The organism is Paraburkholderia fungorum (assembly GCF_902833645.1).
Taxonomy (GTDB): domain Bacteria; phylum Pseudomonadota; class Gammaproteobacteria; order Burkholderiales; family Burkholderiaceae; genus Paraburkholderia; species Paraburkholderia fungorum.
Genome location: NZ_CADFGE010000003.1, coordinates 614,497 through 632,660, shown reverse-complemented (window position 1 = coordinate 632,660; position 18,164 = coordinate 614,497). Strand labels below are relative to the sequence as shown.

The window sequence follows — 18,164 nt, the reverse complement described above, 5'->3', positions numbered from 1 at the left end:
CGCATTCATACAATTTTCCGCAGGAGACAACACGATGCAGAGTATTTCCATGCTGATCGCCGGCGCAGCCGTGCAGGCGAGTAATGGCGCCACCTTCGAGCGTCGCAATCCGCTGGATGGCGAAGTCGCGACGCGCGCTCCCGCCGCCACGGTTGCCGATGCGGTAGCCGCGGCTGATGCGGCGGCAGCGGCATTTCCTGCATGGTCCGCGCTCGGGCCGGGCGAGCGCCGTGCGCTGCTGATGAAAGCAGCGCACGCCCTCGAGGCGCGCAGCGAGGCGTTCGCCAGCGTGATGGCCGCGGAGACGGGGGCGTCGGCGATGTGGGCGGGCTTCAATGTCCATCTCGCGGCTGGCGGATTGATGGAAGCCGCGGCGCTCACGACGCAGATTGGCGGCGAGTTGATCCCGTCCGATGTGCCCGGCAGTCTCGCGATGGGCGTGCGTCAGCCGGCTGGCGTCGTGCTCGGTATTGCGCCGTGGAATGCGCCGGTGATCCTCGCGGTGCGGGCGATTGCGCTGCCGCTTGCGTGTGGAAATACCGTCGTGCTGAAGGGTTCGGAGATCTGCCCCGGCACGCACGGCCTGATTATCGAAGTGCTGCAGGAAGCGGGTTTGCCCAAGGGCGTGGTGAACTTCGTCACCAACGCGCCGGCCGACGCCGGCGCTGTGGTCGAGGCGCTGATTGCCCATCCTAAAGTCCGGCGTGTCAATTTCACGGGCTCCACGCACGTGGGCAAGATTATCGCGGCCACCTGCGCACGCTATCTGAAGCCGTCGGTATTGGAGCTCGGCGGCAAGGCCCCGTTGATCGTGCTCGACGACGCGGATCTCGACGCAGCCGTCAATGCCGCGGCATTCGGCGCGTTCGCCAACTCCGGGCAGATCTGCATGTCGACGGAGCGGATCATCGTCGACGAACGGATCGCTGATCAGTTTGTTGCAAAGCTCGCGCAGAAGGCGCGCGGCCTGCCGCTCGGCGATCCTCGCAAAGGTCCAGTGGTGTTGGGATCGGTCGTCGATATGGCGACGGTGGAACGCTGCAACGCGCTGATCGACGACGCGCTGGCCAAAGGCGCCACGCTCGTCTGCGGCGGCAAGGTGGACAGCACCCTGATGCCCGCCACGCTGCTCGATCATGTCACGCCGGCGATGCGTATTTATGGCGAGGAATCGTTCGGGCCCGTGAAGGGCATCGTGCGCGTCAACGGCGAAGACGAAGCCGTGGCCTGTGCGAACGACAACGAGTATGGGCTTTCATCGGCGGTGTTCAGCCGCGACGTAGCACGCGCGATGAATGTTGCAAGGCGCATCGAATCGGGCATCTGTCATGTCAATGGACCGACCGTTCACGACGAAGCGCAAATGCCGTTCGGCGGCGTGAAGGGCAGCGGCTTTGGACGCTTCGGCGGGCAGGCGGGCGTTGCTGAATTCACGGATCTGCGCTGGATGACCGTGCAAACCACGCCACGTCATTATCCGTTCTGAAGGGACGAGCGCCGTTGCGGACGCTGCATGTTCTTGCGTGTCCCAACGTGTCCTTGTGCCGTTGAGCGCCGCAACGATACGCGCCGCGAAAGCCATGCATACATGTCATGGCTTTTGCTCGAAATGGCAATGTCAGAAGGCGGCCGCTCGCTCACATACTGAGCCCAAAGCGTGACCCCGAAGCATGACGGCAAAAGCGCGGCGCTCAGATCGCGCGCACATATCAGGAGACAGTTGCATGACCAGTTATGTACCACCGGCCGGCCCGGCCGATGCGTCGCTCGCCGGCAATCACGCGGGAATCGGAGAGGGGCGTCACGCGGTCGACATCGGCCGTGCGCTCGACGAAGGTCCTTACACCGCCATGCAAAAGATCGTGGTGCTGCTCGCGGCGTTGTCGATCGTGCTGGACGGGTTCGACAGTCAGTTGATCGGTTTTGCAATTCCCGTGCTGATCAAGGAATGGGGCGTTACACGCGCGGCTTTTGCGCCGGTGGTCGCGGCCGGTTTGATCGGCATGGGCATCGGCAGTGCGTGCGCCGGATTGCTGGCCGACCGCTTTGGCCGCCGCTGGGCGGTGATCGGCAGCGTGCTGGTGTTCGGTGCCGCCACTTGCGGTATCAGCTCTGCGCCCGGCATCGTGACGATTGCCGTGCTGCGTTTTATCGCCGGCCTCGGCATTGGCGGCGCGTTGCCGAGTTCGACCACCATGACCGCGGAGTTTACGCCGGCTCGCCGCCGCACCCTGGCCGTCACGGCGACGATTGTCTGCGTGCCGCTCGGCGGCATGGTGGCGGGATTGTTCGCACACGAAATTCTGCTGACGTATGGATGGCGCGCGCTGTTCATGATCGGCGGCGTGCTGCCGCTCGCGCTCGGCGTGTTGCTGATCTTCACGTTGCCCGAGTCGCCGCGCTTTCTCGCCCGGCACCCGCACCGCTGGCAGGAACTCAAACGCCTGCTTGGGCGGATGTCGCGTCCGGTCGCAAGCAACTGCGTATTTACCGACTCGCGCGAACAGGCCGTCGAGAAACACACGGGTTTTACCGCACTGTTCCGCGAAGGTCTGGCGCGCGATACGGTGGCGATCTGGTGCGCGTTCTGCTTATGCCTGCTGGCCGTCTATAGCGCGTTCAGCTGGTTGCCGACCATGCTGAGCACGCAGGGCCTGTCGGTATCGGTGGCGGGTGCGGGGCTCACCGCGTACAACCTGGGTGGCGTGCTGGGTGCGTTGCTGTGCGCCGCGGTGATTGCGCGCACCGGCTCGCGTTGGCCGTTGATTCTCTGTAGCGCGGGTGGCGCGGCGAGCGCGTTGCTGCTGCTCGGCGTGAATATTTCCGATCACACCGGCTTGCTGATCCTCGGTCTTGGCGTGCACGGACTGTTTGTCAACGCGGTTCAGTCGACGATGTTCGCGCTGTGTGCGTATGTTTATCCGACCCGTGTGCGTGCCACCGGCACCGCATCGGCGCTCGCGTTCGGCCGGCTCGGTGCGATTGCCAGCGCGTTTGCGGGTGCGGTGGTGATTACGGCCGGCGGGGCATCGTCGTACCTGTGGATGCTCGGAATCGCGATGTTGATCGTGATGGTCGCGCTGACGGTGGTCAAGCGCCATATTCCGAGGCCGGGGGTTTGAGGGGCGCAATGTCCTGACTTGCGGCGATCGGGCAGGAGGTGCGGATCGCCGCTATCTGAAGCAGTCAATCTTTAGCGTATCGGACGGCTTGAAGAGCGGTTGGTATCGTCACACATTTGTTGCGTTGTGCGAGCGTGCGACTGCACTCTCCAAAGGCGCGCGCCAGCCGCCGCAGCCTGCCTGAGGTCGACGTCCTTGCGATTCACGCCATTGTCATCAAAAGCAGAAGCGGGTGTTTCGAGTCATCATCGAGTTATTGCCCGGTGCGCGGAAAAGCGGAAACGCATGTCATCGCGGCGGCGGACAGCGCGCACACGGGCGGGTAGGCGCTCGCGGATTATCGTCTGCGCTGTCCGGCAGCAACCTCATACTTTAAGCATGCCGATCAGACTTGCGCCTGACCACCGTCAGCCGTAATCTCCGCGCCGTTGATGAAGCTCGAATCGTCCGATGCGAGGAACGTGACGACCCTGGCAATTTCCGACGGGTCAGCGAGGCGGCCAATCGGCACGAGCGAGGCCAGGTAGCCAAGCAGACCATCCTGACCGTCCTTGGTATCGCCACCGAGTTCGGCGAGGCCAATCGTGTGCGTCGAACCCGGGCTTACCACGTTCACCCGGATGCCGCGGTCCTTCAGATCGAGCACCCAGCTGCGGGCCAGAGCGCGCACCGCCGCTTTCGAGGCGCTGTAAATACTGAACGCCGCTGTACCGGTCGACCCCGCGATGGACCCCGTCAGGATGATCGAGCCACCCTTTTGGATCAGTGGAAGTGCCTTCTGCACTGTGAACACAACTGCGCGCACATTGCGGTTGAACGTGTCGTCGAAATGTTGCTCGGAGATATCGCCCAGCGGCGCCATCGTGCCGCCACCTGCGTTGGCGTAGAGAATGTCAAGACGACCGTCGTTCTTTCGAATCTCTGCAAAAAGTGCGTCGAGATCCTCGGGGCGGGTGACATCACCCCGCACGCCGAGAGCACCGTGCCCGACCGCTTCAACTGCAGCTTCCAGTTCGGCCTGCCGGCGCCCTGTGATGTACACCTTCGCACCTTCCGCAGCGAGGTCTTTTGCTGCCGCCAGGCCAATACCGCTGGTGCCGCCAGTGACGAGGGCTACCTTACCTTCCAGTTTTTTGCTCATGATTTTGCTCCGGGTTGTTAAGTGTTGATGGAAGTAACGATAGACGTCCATGAGACACGAATAAACCCCGCTAGAGCGAATTGATTTTCCACGTGCATGGATAATCGTTAAGCTAAAGGCTCATCTGCTATGAGGAAGAATCAATGGATCAGCTGCAAGCACTGCGCGTTTTCGTACGGATTGCCGAATCGGGGGGCTTCAGCAAGGCGGCCGACGCCTTGAACGTGCCGCGCGCCACGGTCTCCAAACTCATTCAGGAACTGGAAACCCATCTTCGGGTGAGGCTCTTCCAGCGTTCAACCCGTCGCGTAGTGGTGACAGAAGAAGGCCAGGTTTACTATCACAACGCGGTCAAGCTGCTCGCCGACATCGACGAGATGGATGGTCTGTTTGCGGACTCTCACGGCAATCCGCGCGGTCGGATCCGTGTCGATATCGGCTCCTCTCTCGCCAACCTGATCCTTCTTCCACACCTGCCCGCGTTCCGCAAGCGTTACCCGGAAATCCAGCTTGACGTTGGCGTGAGCGACCGTCAGGTCGACCTGATCGGCGAGGGCGTTGACTGTGTGATCCGTGGCGGTGAACTGACCGATATGTCGCTCGTCGCGCGACGCCTCGCGGGGCTCGAATGGGGCACGTATGCCGGCTCGAGCTACCTCGCCGAACGCGGCACGCCATCGCATCCCGACGATCTGCTCGCACGTCATGAAGTGGTGGGCTATTTTTCCTCGTTGAGCGGTCGAGTATTCCCCCTTCTTTTCGAGCAGGGCGACGAAACGATCACCGTCGATCCAAAAGGAGCGAGAGGCGTCTTCGTGAACGAAAGCACGGCTCATCTCACGTCGCTGGTAAGCGGACTTGGTGTCGGACAGACTTTTTCGTTCATGGCGCAGCCGTGGCTGAAAAACGGTGATCTCGTCCAGGTCCTGCCGCACTGGAAGCGGCCACTCCATCCGATGCATATCGTCTTCCCGCAATCGAAGTACAACAGCGCCCGTCTGAAGGTATTTGTCGACTGGGTCATCGAAGTCTTCAGACCGTACGACAGCACGCCCGCGCCGTCCCACGCATACGCACTGCGCGCAAGCGGATCGTGATTCTGGGTTTGCCGCCAGTGGACGCGTTCGACGTAATTGGTCCGGCGGGCGTAACGTGCGGCTTGCCTTTTGACGAGGCGAGTGTCGATCGTGCAGCGAGCCCGCGTGCCGCTTTGTGAGCGGGCCGCCGACATCGTGCGCAGCGCGCTGCCGTACAGCACGCCGAACCGCGCGGTGACCGCGAGCCCGGTACGCTGCGGCGCTTTGGCGCGAACAGTTCGAGTCCAAGCGGGAGGGAAGCGGCTTAACTTGGTATCAACCGTTGCCGGCGAATGCTCGTATCTACGGATGCGTGTAATCCTTTACACGCATTTTTTTTTCACCTAGCATGGTTTTACGCACTCCGGATGCGCCAAGAGCAGCAAGCGCTAGGTCACCAGCGCGGAGCACGCAGATCATCGTGTGTTTTTCAGTATTTTGTGTAATCGATTACCACGTCAGACGAATAGGCTGAAAAAACGTCGGGAGCGTCGCGCCGGGAAGGCGCGCCGCGACCCGGATACAGAGCCTTCGAACCCGTGCACCTGTGTTCATTCTTTGGAACCTACGACTATCATGAAGACCATGCATCCTGCTGAGGCGCAATCGATTTTCGAGCGGAAAACCCTGCGCTCAATCCTGAAGTCGATTGTGCTGAGTGTGTGTATTGCGAGCGGAATCGGCAGCGCGATGGCGCCCGCCAGTGCGGAAGAAACCACGTTTGCGTCGATCCGCAAAGCCGGCGAACTGCGCTGCGGCGCGGCGCTGGCGCCGCCGTTCGTCGTGCGCGATCCGAAAACCGGCGATTACTCCGGTGCCTTTAGCGATCTGTGCCGCAAGTTCGGCGAGAGCGTACTGAAGGTGAAAGTCCGCTTCGTCGATACGACGTGGGACAACATGGTCGCGGGGCTGCAAACGAACAAGTGGGACCTGGCGATGGCCATCAACCGTACGCCGGTTCGGGAACAGGTGATCAACTTCTCGACCGCGGTGGTTCGGAACGATACTGACTTCGTGTACAGCCGCACCGATTCGAAGTTGCCGACGCCGATCAAATCGGTGGCCGACATCGACAAGCCGGGCATCGTGATCGCGGTGGTGCAGGGAACCACCGACGACAAGGCCATCACGCCGGCCATCAAACAGGCGCAAATCCTCCGTCTGCCGGATGCAGACAGCACGCGTCTTGCAGTGATTTCCCATCGCGCCGATCTGCTGGCCGACCAATCCGACGCGAATCTGATTTTCCAGGCGGCGCATCCCGACTGGGCCGAGATTTTCCGCGCGACCCCTTCGTTCAATCTGCAGGACGTCGCGTTTGGCCTGAACAAAAGCTTCACTGCTGCCGACCTGAATCTGCTCAACCAGTTTATCGAGCAGCAGACCCGGATGGGTTTCGTGAAGACAAGCGTGGACGCCGCGGTCAAGCAGGCTGCGCAGTCGGTCAAGCAATAAGCTGATGACGCGCAGCCGTTGCGAGGAAAGCAAATGGAACAAGTGATGAAGGTGGGCCGGCAAACCATGGACGAGAGGGAAGCAGCACCGTCGCGCGACGGCTTCAACCCGGCAGATGCACCTGCATACGGCGGCGTACAACCGCTGGTCCGGATGCGAGGGCTGTGCAAGCAATACGGTCCCACTCTGCAGGTGTTGAAAGGGCTGGATTTCGACATGCAACCCGACGACCGGCTCGTCGTAATCGGCCCGAGCGGCGGCGGCAAAAGCACGTTGCTGCGCGTGTTGATGGGCCTTGAGACGATCGACGGCGGCAGCGTCGAATTCGACGGTCAGCGCTATCTGTCTTTCGATCCCAAATCCCGGCAAACCCGCATGGATCTGGCGATTCGCAAGCGGATCGGCATGGTGTTTCAGCACTACACGCTTTTCCCGCATCTGAATGTGCTGCGCAATCTCACATTGGCCCCATGCAAGACACAAGGGGAGTCGCGCAACTCGGCTGAACAGCGCGCGCTCCACCTTCTGGAACGGCTGGGTCTCGCAGCGAAGGCACGCGCCTATCCGGCCCAGCTTTCGGGCGGCCAGAAGCAGCGCGTGGCGATCGCGCGCGCGTTGATGCTCGACCCGAAGCTCATGCTGTTCGACGAGGTCACGTCGGCACTCGACCCGGAACTGGTCGCGGAAGTCGAACTGGTGATTCAGGAGCTGGCCGCGAACGCGATGCCGATGATCATGGTCACGCACGACATGTGGTTCGCGAAGAAGGTCGCCTCACGGATTCTCTTCTGCGCGGACGGCGTCGTCGTCGAGTCAGGTACGCCCGAGCAGTTGTTCAGGAACCCGCAGCATGAGCGGACCCGGGAATTTCTGAACAACGTCCTGCACATTGACTAGGAGTGCCAGCGTGACTTACTCCTTCGATTTTTCGTCGATCTCTTCGGGGCTCGACGCACTGCGTCAGGGTCTCGCGATCACTTTCCTGATCGCGCTGTGTGCGAACGCAATCGGCGTGGTGGCAGGGTTCGGGGTTGGGCTGCTGTCGCAGGCCCGCTCGCGGCTGATCCGTATGCTGGTTTCTGCATTCGTCGAATTTTTTCGTTGCACGCCCGCGCTGGTCCAGGTGGTGTGGTTCTTTTACTGCGTGCCGATCATCTTCAACGTATTTCTGACACCGGTGACGATGGGCGTCCTCGTCATCTCGCTCAATCTCACGGCCTTCAACGCGGAAGCCTACCGTGCCGGCATTCAGTCGGTGCCGCGGGAACAACATGACGCGGGTATCGCGCTCGGCTTGTCGCCGTTTCAGCGCGCCGTCCATATCGTCCTTCCGCATGCGTTCCGAAGCGCCTATCCGGTACTCGTGACGAACGGTATTTCAGCATTGCAGCAGACCTCGCTGCTTTCTGTCGTGGCGATTCAGGAACTGATGTATCGCGGCAAGGAACTGGCGTCCGACACCTACCGGCCGCTCGAGGTCTTTACGACAGTAGGGTTGCTGTACCTGGCCGTATCGGTGGCTGTTGCCCAGATTCTTCGGGGCGTCGAACGCCGACGTGCGCTGCGCTATTCGGTGTAACGGTATGAAATTCAATTTTCTGTTTCTTCTCGGATACATCGACCCTCTGCTCGCCGGGCTCGCGCTCACATTGAAGCTGACCGTCGGCGCGTCGATTGCTGGCATCGTGCTCGGGTTCATTGCGAGCCTGTTGCGCACTTACGGCAGCGCGCCCGTGCGTGCATTGGCGGCCGGCTATGTGGAGCTGTTCCGCGGCACACCGTTGCTCGTGCAACTGTTCTGGTTCTTCTTCTGCCTGCCGCTTCTGCTGCACGTCGACGTCGGCATCGTCGCCGCATCGCTGACGGCGCTGTCCTTGTACATGGGCGCGATTACGTGCGAAACGTTCCGCGGCTCCCTCGCGCTGATCCGCAAGGAAGAGCTCGACGCATGCGTGGCGCTGGGTCTTGGCCGGATGACGCGCATCGTCCATGTCATCTTGCCGCTGACTTTCGTGCGTGCGATGCCGCCGCTGCTGTCGAACATCGTCAGCCTGTTCAAGGAGAGTGCGCTGGTGTCCGCGCTCGGTATGGCGGACCTGATGTTCGTCGGCCAGAACATTGCCAATACGAGCGCGCGTCCAGTTGAAGTTCTCACGACAACGGCGCTCATCTACTTCGTCGTCGCGTTTCCGCTCACGCGCTGCGTCGGCAGGATCGAGCGAAAAGTGCTGAAGCGCTTCTAGGCGGGCAGGGACAAGGACAGGGGCGGCGACGCCGCTTCCGATCGAGAATCAGGCACGAACTCAGGCAGGAAATCAGGCAGGAAATCAGGCCATGGAAATGAAGCGAATGATTACGGTGGTCGGCGTTCACACAGCCGGCGAACGCAACGATGTGATTACCGGCGGCGTGCTCGACGTGCCAGGCAAGACGATGTTCGAGAAGATGCAATATCTCGAGCGCGAGGCAGACGATCTGCGCAAGTTACTGTTGCAGGAGCCGCGCGGCAGCGTCACGCAATGTATCAATCTGGTGCTGCCGCCCTGCGATCCCAAGGCGGACGCGGGGTTCGTCATCATGGAGTCGGAGTACTACGTACCCATGTCCGGCAGCAACACGATCTGCACCGTGACTGCGTTGCTCGAAACCGGCATGTTGCCGATGCAGGAACCTTATACGCGTCTGGTCCTCGAGGCGCCAGGCGGCCTCGTGGAGGTGCAGGCGGAGTGTCGGGACGGCAAGTGCCTGAATGTCCGGTTCGCCAATGTGCCGTGTTTCGTGTTCGGCCTGGATCTTCCCGTCGAAGTACCCGGCCTCGGAACGCTGACCGTGGACGTTGCGTACGGCGGGATGATCTATGTGCTGGTCGATGCGGCTTCCGCAGGATTTTCAGTTGAGCCATCCGAAGCGGCAGACATGGTGAAGATCGGTGAAGCGATCAAGGCCGCCGCAGCCGAACAGATTCCGGCAGTCCATCCGGAAACGCCGGAGATTCACACGATCAATCAGACGCTGTTTGCAGGTCCGCTCGAACGTACCCCGACGGGACTGGCGTCGAAAAACGGTGTGATCGTGTCGCCGGGCAGGCTGGATCGCTCGCCTTGCGGCACCGGCACCAGTGCGCGGCTTGCCGTGCTGCACGCACGCGGTCTAATCGAGCCGGGCGAGAAGTTCTTGAACCGGTCGATTATCGGCACGGAGTTCACAGGCGAGATCGTCGAGACGCTGACGGTGGGCGGCCGACCTGGCATTCGTCCCGCGATCACGGGGAGTGCGTGGATCACCGGGTTTCATCAGTACGTCCTCGATCGGTCCGACCCGTTCCCCACCGGCTATCGGTTAAACGACATCTGGAGAGACTAGGCCGGCGTGGAGTCGTAAGGCGTCACACTCGTCTCAAGGTGAAATCGATTACCAAAATACAAGGTAATTCAAGCGAATAGAGCGCTATAGCGTGATTCATTGAGCGGTAATCGATTTCGTATTTATAGGTCACATGTCATTCCGTACGGAGAGTGAGCATGAGCAGTAATGGTGATGAAACAGGTGGATTGAAGCAGCCGGCGCAACGCGCGGCAGGCGAGGGCGGCAAGTTTCTGCTCGTGCATCCACGCGACGAAGAGAGTTACTGGCAGCCGCAGCCGGCCAATGGCTATGCGTCGGTCCATGTGGCGCCGCATCTCGTCCCGATGGATCGGCCGTTCTCGGTGGGAACCCAGACGGTGCCGCCCGGCGGCGTCGTCAGGCTGCATTCGCATACCGACAATGAGGAAGTCCTGCATTTCATCGCGGGTCGCGGCAAGGCCGTTCTGGATGGCGCCGAGTACCGGCTCGAGCCGGGCATGACGCTGTTTCTCGGCAAGCTGCGTACCCACACCTTCATCAACGACGGCGATGTCGATCTGCACTGGGCCTGGTTCTTCCTGCCGTCGGGTCTCGAGACTTTCTTCCAGCAAATCGGCCGTCCACGCAAGCCGGGCGAAGCTGCTCCCGAACCGTTTGCGCGACCGGAGAACGTCGCGGAAATCGAGGCTCGCACGGTCTTTTCCACTCCACGGGCTGGGAGCTGAGCGATGGGCAGGCATACAAGCTCAGGTGTCTATTACGAGGCGCTCGGGAGCGGCGATGCGATTGTGTGCATCGCAGGTCTCGGTGGACACGCATCGTTCTGGCGGCCTGTGGCGGAACTTCTCGCAGACCGCTTCCGGGTGATCGCGTTCGATCATCCCGGTGTCGGCGGCAGTACGAAGGCCGCGGATCAGCGTATTGCACTGATTGCGCAGGCGGCGCTCGAGGTGCTCGACGCGGAGGACGTGCGTGTGGCTCATATGATCGGCCATTCGACAGGCAGCCTCGTCGCGCAAACGCTCGCAATCGATCACCGCTCGCGTTGCGCGAAGATCGTACTCAGCGGCGGGTGGGCGAAGCCGGATCGCCGCTTCAGGGATCTGTTCGATCTGCGTCACCTGATGCTCGAAAAGCTCGGCACGCGTGCTCATTCGGCGTTCGCGCGGCTCTTCGGTTACGACGCCTGCTGGTACGAGCAGCATCTCGCTGCGGACCGCCTGCGATTCGACGGCGACGACGAGTTCGATGTGCAGACGGTGTTGCGCCGGATCGAGATGCTGCTCGGCTATGAGCGCTCAGAAGAACTGGCCGCACTCGATATCGAGGCGCTGATTGTCGGCGCGCGAGACGATTTCATCGTCCCGTTTCACCATTCAGAAGATCTCGCGCGCCGCATCCGCAATGCGATGCTCGTCGGCGCCGTGGGGGGGCATTTTTTTCCGCAGGTTTATCCGGATGTGTTTGCGGACCACGTGGCCGCTTTTCTGGACCGGAGGGCGGCATGACGGTCCGCGAGTTAGCGCCGGCGCCTCTTGAGTCCGCGGAGGTTCGCGAACGTATTGTGATCATCGGCATGGGGGCGATGGGAAAGCGCGTCGCCACCGCGTTGCAGACCCTGGGCACCGCGAATGTCGATTGGTGCTGCCTTGTGCCGGACGCCGCAGGCGAGTCCGATCTGCTGAAGCAGACTTACGGCGTCGAGGTCTTTCATGATGCCGACGCGCTCGTGGCGTGGCGGCCGACTCTCGCAGTGGAGTGCGCCGGTCATGCCGCCGTGCACGAAACGGTGGTGCCGCTGCTCGAGCGTGGGGTTGACGCAATCGTCGTGTCGGTGGGCGCGCTCGCTTCGTCATCGCTGCGCGAGGAGATCGCTGCCGCAGCGAAGGCAGGCGGCGCGCGGGTCACGCTGGTGTCCGGCGCCATCGGCGGTATCGACGCATTGCGTGCGGCGCGCACAGGTGGCCTCGATTTCGTGCGCTACACGGGCAGAAAGCCGCCGCACGCGTGGCTCGGATCGCCTGCCGAGTCGCAATTCGATCTGCCGGCGATCGATCTGCCGACAGTCATTTTCGAGGGCAGCGCCGGCGAATCGGCGCGACTTTACCCGAAGAACGCCAACGTCACGGCCGCGGTCGCGCTCGCCGGCATCGGCTTCGACGACACGACGGTCGTCCTGACGGCCGATCCCGGCATCGACAGGAATATTCATGAAGTCGAGGCCCAGGGTGCCTTCGGGCATCTGTTCATCCGCCTCGAAAACAATCCTTTACCGGACAACCCGCGCACCTCGTGGCTCGCGGCAATGAGCATCGAAGAAGCGGTTTTCCGCCGCCTTGAACATTTAATCCAAAGATGAGAAACGATATGCGACTCGAAGGAAAAGTAGCCCTGGTGACGGGCGCGGCTTCAGGCATTGGAGCAGCAACCGCCGAACTTTTTGTGAAAGAAGGCGCGCGGGTCGTGTTAGCGGACCGCAATCTCGACCAGGCGCGGCGCGTGGCTGCGGCGCTGGGCGAGCGCGCACTCGCGGTGGGCGCCGATGTGGTCGTGTCGCAGCAGATTCGCGACGCGGTGGGCGCCACGATCAGTGCGTTCGGCGGTCTTGATATCCTGGTCAACAACGCGGGACTGGGGATTCGCGGGACCGTCGTGAACACGGAGGAAGACGACTGGGACCGCATTATGGAGGTCAATCTGAAAAGCGTTTTTCTCTGTTCGAAGTATGCAATTCCCGAGATTGCGCGGCGTGGCAAAGGGGCGATCGTCAATATTTCGTCCACGGCCGCCGTGTGCGGCATTCCGGACCGCGCGGCGTACGTCGCGGCGAAGGGTGGCGTGGCTGCGTTGACGCGTTCGATGGCGCTCGATCACGCGGAGCAGAACATCCGCATCAACAGCATCGCGCCAGGCGTGATCTGGTCGAGCTACTACGAAGAGATGTTGCGCTCCGTGCCCGATCCGGACGGCTTCGTCAGCGGACTGAAGGCGCGTGCGCCGGTCAACCGGATGGGACAGCCGCATGAGATTGCGACGATGGCTTTGTTCCTCGCGTCAGACGAGTCGTCGTTCGCCACGGGCGCAATGTTCACGGTGGATGGCGGCTATACCGCCCGATAGCAGAACAGGGGTGCTTCGACATGATTCACGAGTTGCGCGAGTACCGGATCGACGTACGGGCCGCGGATGCTTACTTCAGCCTGTTCAGGGATCTTGCGATGCCGATCCGGGGCAGCGCTTACGGTCGGCTGGTGGCCAACTGGCTGATTCCCGGCGAGGTGGTGACGTTTTATCACCTGTGGGAATACGACTCGTTGGGCGAGCGCACGGCAAAGCGTGCCGCGTTGGCGCAGGTCGAACGGTGGACGCACGATTTTTTGCCGGCGGCGGCCGCGCTGGTCAGCAGCCAGCGGCTCACGATCTTGACCCCTTACGCGATCGACGGGCTGCCCGGGTTTGCCATCGACGATTTCGGCGCCGCGCCGATTGTCTTCACGACCGTCCGGTGCAGAACCGGCAAGGCCGCAGCGGTGGCCTCTGCGATCGCGACCGCCCGACCGCTGGGGTTGCGCGGCGTATGGACCGAAGAGATGCCCGACCCGAACGCCGTGTGGTGCGTGTGCGACCCCGGTGAGGCGCTTGCGTCGGACTGGCTCGAGGCGCACGGTGCCGTTCACCGAACCACGAAAACCTGTGAAAGGGGTCCGTACTGATGGCTGCGCGAGCGCCCACGGGTTGCCGGATGATTACCCCGCCGCGGTACGGCGGGCATGCGTGTAATCGTTTTCCAACCGGCCTCGCGGTGATACACTTGGCTCGTCAAAACAGGAATAGCGGACCCTGTCCGCCGTTCCCATCTTGCTGAGCCATGAAAAGTCAGAAAGCAAAAGCGAACGTATTCGACGTTGCGAAGGCGGCGGGCGTCTCGGTCGCGACCGTCTCCCGTGCGTTCAACATTCCCGATCGCGTCGGCGCAGAGGCTCGCGAAAAGGTATTCAACGCGGCGATGCAATTGGGCTACAGCCCGAATCCAGCGGCCAAGGCACTGCGCCTGCAGAAGTCGTTCATCATCGGCGCAGTGATTCCGTCGCTCGATTACTCGATGTTTGCGCGCATGACGCACGCGTTCGAGGAACAACTCACGGCTGCGGGGTATAGCGTGTTCGTGGTGACGAACGGGTTCGACAACCGGAACATGCTCGATGCGGTCAAGAAGATCGTCGAGCGCGGCGCCGAGGCGCTGTTGCTGGTCGGCAAGATCGAAGATCCGCGACTCAGGAGCTACCTGGAAGAGACGCAGATTCCCTGTGTGACCACGTATTCGTATAACGAAGATCCGATCGTGCCGTCCATCGGCTTCGACAATTACGCGGCGACGAAGCAGGCCGTCGAGTTTCTGATCCGGCTTGGTCACAGGAATATGGCAATGGTCGCCGGTCCGCTGCAGGGCAACGACCGTCAACAGGCGCGCATGCGCGGCTTCGAGGAAACCATGCGGGCGCATGGTTTGAACGACGGCATTCACATTATCGAAAAGAGCTACGGTGCGGCGATGATGCAGGGCGCCGATGCGATGCGGCAGATCTACTACGAATTCCCCGGTGTGACCGCTGTGGTGTGCAACGCGGATGTGTTCGCGCTGAGCGCCATTGCGGAATGCCGGCGTCTCGGCCTGCGCGTGCCCGAGGATATTTCCGTGGTCGGTTTTGACGACGACGATTACACGACCATTTTTTCTCCCGCATTGACGACGATCGCGGTTCCGGCCGCGGAGATGGGGCGTCATGCGGCGCGCTCGCTGATCGGTGCGCTGACCGCGGGGCGGCGTGTCATGTCGGCGCGGCTCGATACGCAATTGGTGGTGCGTGAATCGACGAGCGTGCCGCGGATTGCCACTGCGAAGATATCGCCCGAGGTGGCTTGAATAGCGTGACGTCGAAGGCGCGAACCGAACGCGGAGATCGACCACGCAGCGTGTTCCTGGCGACGAATCTGCGACGGGCACTCACGCGCGTCGCGTCAACTTTGGTGGCAGTTTGACTGGTTGCAGCCAGATGTCGGCTTCGTCCGGTGTCCTGCGCTATACGGGCGTTCGTGGAGCTCGTTCGACGCGACCGCGTTGACGGCTACAACGTCCGCCCTTCGGTCGTAGGTTCGCCGACCTCGTCCTCTGTCTCCACATATATCGCACACTCGGGGCAATTCTCGGCCGCGAGTTCCGCCAACTCTTCCAATTCCTTTGGCAGTGTCGATTGAATTCGTACGATAGCGTAGCCACCGCTGTCGAGTCCAAACAGTTCCGGGGCAAGCCGGCTGCAATTGTTGTGGCCGTGACAGAGGCCCGGCGTAATGCTTAATTTCATGGTTGTCCCTGCAGTGTGCGATATGAGATCGTGAAGACCCGCGACTGTCGTCAGCGATAAACAGCCGCGGCTGGCGTACCGTCACGAGCGGCCGCGAGGGCAATAGCGGACCTGAAGCGAACAGAACGCGTCGAGTCCCCATGAGCCGTTCTCTATGCCGATGCCGCTCCATTTCCAGCCACCGAACGGTAAATGCGGCTGCACGACCAGGTGCGTATTGACGTAGGCGCTTCCGCAATCGAGCCGGGCGGCCACGCGTGCTGCACGCTCCTCGTTCGAGCTCCAGACCGATCCAGACAATCCGTACGGCGTTGCATTGGCCCGTGCGATCGCTTCGTCGAGATCGCCGTAGCGCAGAACGGGCAACGCCGGACCGAACTGCTCTTCATCGACGATGCGCATGCCCTCACGCGCCTCGTGCAAAATCGTCGGCTCGAAGAAGTAGCCCGGCCTGTCCATCGCGTGTCCGCCGGCGGCGGCCAGTGCGCCGTCAGCCAACGCATCAGCGACGAGGCTCGAGACCCGCTCGAACTGTGGCTTGTTGTTGATCGGACCGAGCTGCACGCCATCGTCCATGCCGTTGCCGACCCGTGCTCGACGGGCGCGCTCCGCGAGCGCTTCGACCACTGCATCATGCAGCCGGTCCGGCACATAAACGCGCTTGATTCCCGCGCAAATCTGTCCGTTGTTCGTGAACGCTCCCCAGAAAATGCCCGCCGCGACACGTGAGGGATCGGCATCATCCAGCACGATCGCGGCGTCGTTGCCGCCCAGTTCGAGAGTGATGCGCTTGAGGTCCGGAGATGCCGCAGCGGCGACCGCCTTGCCCGTTGCGACGGATCCTGTAAAGCTGATCTTGCGAACCGCCGGATGACCGGTCATCCACGCACCCAGCGCATCGCCGCCGCTGACCACGTTGAGTACGCCGGGCGGTAAATGCCCGGCGATGATTCGCCCCGCGGCGAGTGTCGACAATGGCGTAAACGGTGAAGGCTTCAACACGATCGTATTGCCTGCGAGCAGTGCGGGCGCGAGCTTCATTCCGAGTAGAAGCAACGGGAAATTCCACGGTGTGATCGCGGCGACGACGCCCAGCGGACGGCGCACGAGCACTGCCTGACCCCGTGCATCGTCCTGAAGCGCCTCCGGCCGCAGCGGCAGCTCCGCAAAATAGCTGAACCAGCGCGCGGTCTCGGTCACTTCGAAGGCGGCCGCCATGAGTGGCTTGCCTTGTTCTTTTGTCACCAGTTCCGCAAGCTCCAGTTGTGCCGCGATCAATGCATTGGCAATGCCTTGCAGCGCCGCGCGGCGCACGCTGTCGTCGCTTACGCCCCACGACACGAAAGCGCGCGCCGCACTGGCCATCGCGTCGTCGAGCTGATCCTGGGTGCATTGCGGGGCTTGCGCAAAGATATCGCCGGTGGCCGGATTGACGACGTCGAACCACGAGGCAGCGCTCGTCTCGCCGCCGTCGATCGTCATTTTGTAGAGGTTCATTAAAACTCCAGATTGGAAAACGGTGGCTTTGCGTTCGGTCAGAACCGCAGGACGGCGCGTGCGCCGCGTCCGGACGCGCAGTAGTCGAGTGCGTCGTTGACGGCGGGAAACTCGAACGTGCGGGTCACCAGCTCGTCGAGCTTCAACAGTTTCTGTTCGTAGAGACCAATCAGGCGTTGCACTTCGCGATGAACGTGCGCAGAACCATAAAGGGAACCGCGAATGGTTTTCTCGGTCATGACGATACCGGTGAACGACGGCACATTGACCACCACGTCGTCGGGGCCCGCGCCGACCAGCACGGCACGGCCGCCGCGCCGCGTCATGCGGACCGCGTCGCGCACAGTGTCCTGATGGCCGACCACCTCGATGGCGGCGTCCACGCCGCGTCCCTCTGTCGCCTTACGAATCTGGCGGATCAGTTCGGCGCCTGGCTGTAGCGTCAGCGTCGCGCCGAATTCACGGGCGAACGCGAGCCGTTCCTCGCTCGGATCGATCGCGATGATCTGGCGCGCGCCGCTGATACGCGCGCCTTGTATCGCGTTCAGTCCGACTCCGCCGCAACCGATCACTGCAACCGATTCGCCCACTGCGACGCGGGCCGTGTTGACCGCCGCGCCGAACCCGGTCAGCACGCCGCAACCGATCAATGAAGCCGGGGCGAGGTCCATCTCGGGCGGCAGTTTGACGGCGGCGCGCGCGGGCACGACGCAATGCCTCGAGAAGGTGCCGAGGCCGGCCATGTGATAAACCGGCTCGCCGTTCCATCGGTAGCGAGTCGTGCCGTCGGGCATCGTGCCGCGCGCCATCGCCGCCGTGCCCGAGTCGCACAGCGACGGCTGCTCGTGCTGGCAGTAAAAGCATCGGCCGCACTGGGTGAGCCAGCTCAACACGACGCGATCGCCCGCGGCGAGTTCGGTCACGTCTTCGCCGACTTCGACCACCGTGCCGGCGCCTTCGTGACCGAGAACGACAGGCAATGGATTGGGCAAGCGCCCGGTGAAGACGGACAGATCCGAATGGCAGACACCCGATGCGCCGATTGCGACGAGCACTTCGCCGGCGCGCGGCGGTTCGAGGTCCAGATCGATCATCCGGATCGGTTCGCCCGGACGGCTGAGGACGGCGGCTTGCGTTTTCATAAGCGAGGAAATTTCCGCGGAGA

General features: G+C 62.2%; 18 protein-coding genes. 14 read left to right on the top strand and 4 right to left on the bottom strand.

The window, feature by feature from the left end; genetic code table 11:
• The first annotated feature begins 34 nt into the window (after positions 1–34).
• Both HWX91_RS13955 and HWX91_RS13950 read left to right on the top strand, forming a co-directional pair.
• On the top strand, positions 35–1,486 hold the full coding sequence (locus tag HWX91_RS13955; protein WP_028194298.1) for an aldehyde dehydrogenase: 1,452 nt from the start codon (positions 35–37) through the stop codon (positions 1,484–1,486).
• Positions 1,487–1,850: 364 nt separating this feature from the next.
• Complete coding sequence (locus HWX91_RS13950; RefSeq protein ID WP_244144075.1) at positions 1,851–3,122, top strand: MFS transporter; 1,272 nt, start codon at positions 1,851–1,853, stop codon at positions 3,120–3,122.
• Between the two features lie 385 nt (positions 3,123–3,507).
• Here HWX91_RS13950 and HWX91_RS13945 read toward each other — a convergent pair whose 3' ends face one another.
• On the bottom strand, positions 3,508–4,263 hold the full coding sequence (locus HWX91_RS13945; RefSeq protein ID WP_028194296.1) for an SDR family NAD(P)-dependent oxidoreductase: 756 nt from the start codon (positions 4,261–4,263) through the stop codon (positions 3,508–3,510).
• Between the two features lie 143 nt (positions 4,264–4,406).
• Between HWX91_RS13945 and HWX91_RS13940 the strand changes: the two genes are divergently transcribed.
• The 12 genes from HWX91_RS13940 to HWX91_RS13885 all read left to right on the top strand — a co-directional run bounded on the left by HWX91_RS13940 (position 4,407) and on the right by HWX91_RS13885 (position 15,063).
• A complete protein-coding gene (locus tag HWX91_RS13940) occupies positions 4,407–5,360 on the top strand; it encodes a LysR family transcriptional regulator (protein WP_042273722.1) in 954 nt (317 codons plus the stop codon).
• Positions 5,361–5,915: 555 nt separating this feature from the next.
• Positions 5,916–6,794, top strand: a complete 879-nt coding sequence (locus tag HWX91_RS13935; RefSeq protein ID WP_235430105.1) for a substrate-binding periplasmic protein — start codon at positions 5,916–5,918, stop codon at positions 6,792–6,794.
• A gap of 33 nt (positions 6,795–6,827) precedes the next feature.
• Positions 6,828–7,691: an amino acid ABC transporter ATP-binding protein gene (locus tag HWX91_RS13930; RefSeq protein WP_244144067.1), complete on the top strand. Its 864-nt coding sequence runs from the start codon at positions 6,828–6,830 to the stop codon at positions 7,689–7,691.
• 10 nt (positions 7,692–7,701) lie between these two features.
• Complete coding sequence (locus tag HWX91_RS13925) at positions 7,702–8,373, top strand: amino acid ABC transporter permease (protein WP_028194293.1); 672 nt, start codon at positions 7,702–7,704, stop codon at positions 8,371–8,373.
• A 4-nt stretch (positions 8,374–8,377) separates the two neighbouring features.
• On the top strand, positions 8,378–9,037 hold the full coding sequence (locus tag HWX91_RS13920; protein ID WP_028194292.1) for an amino acid ABC transporter permease: 660 nt from the start codon (positions 8,378–8,380) through the stop codon (positions 9,035–9,037).
• 91 nt (positions 9,038–9,128) lie between these two features.
• A complete protein-coding gene (locus tag HWX91_RS13915; RefSeq protein WP_028194291.1) occupies positions 9,129–10,157 on the top strand; it encodes a proline racemase family protein in 1,029 nt (342 codons plus the stop codon).
• 158 nt (positions 10,158–10,315) lie between these two features.
• Complete coding sequence (locus HWX91_RS13910) at positions 10,316–10,864, top strand: cupin domain-containing protein (RefSeq protein WP_081832914.1); 549 nt, start codon at positions 10,316–10,318, stop codon at positions 10,862–10,864.
• Between the two features lie 3 nt (positions 10,865–10,867).
• A complete protein-coding gene (locus HWX91_RS13905) occupies positions 10,868–11,647 on the top strand; it encodes an alpha/beta fold hydrolase (RefSeq protein ID WP_042273719.1) in 780 nt (259 codons plus the stop codon).
• The gene (locus tag HWX91_RS13900) at positions 11,644–12,498 is read left to right on the top strand and encodes an aspartate dehydrogenase (RefSeq protein ID WP_042273717.1); all 855 of its coding nucleotides are present in this window, start codon (positions 11,644–11,646) and stop codon (positions 12,496–12,498) included. Before HWX91_RS13905 ends, HWX91_RS13900 begins: the two co-directional genes overlap by 4 nt.
• A gap of 8 nt (positions 12,499–12,506) precedes the next feature.
• Positions 12,507–13,259: an SDR family oxidoreductase gene (locus tag HWX91_RS13895; RefSeq protein WP_028194288.1), complete on the top strand. Its 753-nt coding sequence runs from the start codon at positions 12,507–12,509 to the stop codon at positions 13,257–13,259.
• Between the two features lie 20 nt (positions 13,260–13,279).
• Complete coding sequence (locus tag HWX91_RS13890) at positions 13,280–13,852, top strand: NIPSNAP family protein (RefSeq protein ID WP_052660610.1); 573 nt, start codon at positions 13,280–13,282, stop codon at positions 13,850–13,852.
• Between the two features lie 155 nt (positions 13,853–14,007).
• Complete coding sequence (locus HWX91_RS13885) at positions 14,008–15,063, top strand: LacI family DNA-binding transcriptional regulator (RefSeq protein ID WP_025496651.1); 1,056 nt, start codon at positions 14,008–14,010, stop codon at positions 15,061–15,063.
• A 202-nt stretch (positions 15,064–15,265) separates the two neighbouring features.
• Here the strand turns inward: HWX91_RS13885 and HWX91_RS41310 are convergent, their stop codons facing one another.
• The 3 genes from HWX91_RS41310 to HWX91_RS13870 form a co-directional block, all read right to left on the bottom strand.
• On the bottom strand, positions 15,266–15,502 hold the full coding sequence (locus HWX91_RS41310; protein WP_035519185.1) for a ferredoxin: 237 nt from the start codon (positions 15,500–15,502) through the stop codon (positions 15,266–15,268).
• An 81-nt stretch (positions 15,503–15,583) separates the two neighbouring features.
• Positions 15,584–16,999 carry an aldehyde dehydrogenase family protein gene (locus HWX91_RS13875; RefSeq protein ID WP_028194287.1) on the bottom strand — a complete coding sequence of 472 codons (1,416 nt, stop codon included), beginning with the start codon at positions 16,997–16,999 and terminating at the stop codon, positions 15,584–15,586.
• Positions 17,000–17,037: 38 nt separating this feature from the next.
• Positions 17,038–18,141, bottom strand: a complete 1,104-nt coding sequence (locus tag HWX91_RS13870) for a Zn-dependent alcohol dehydrogenase (protein WP_028194286.1) — start codon at positions 18,139–18,141, stop codon at positions 17,038–17,040.
• Positions 18,142–18,164: the final 23 nt, after the last annotated feature.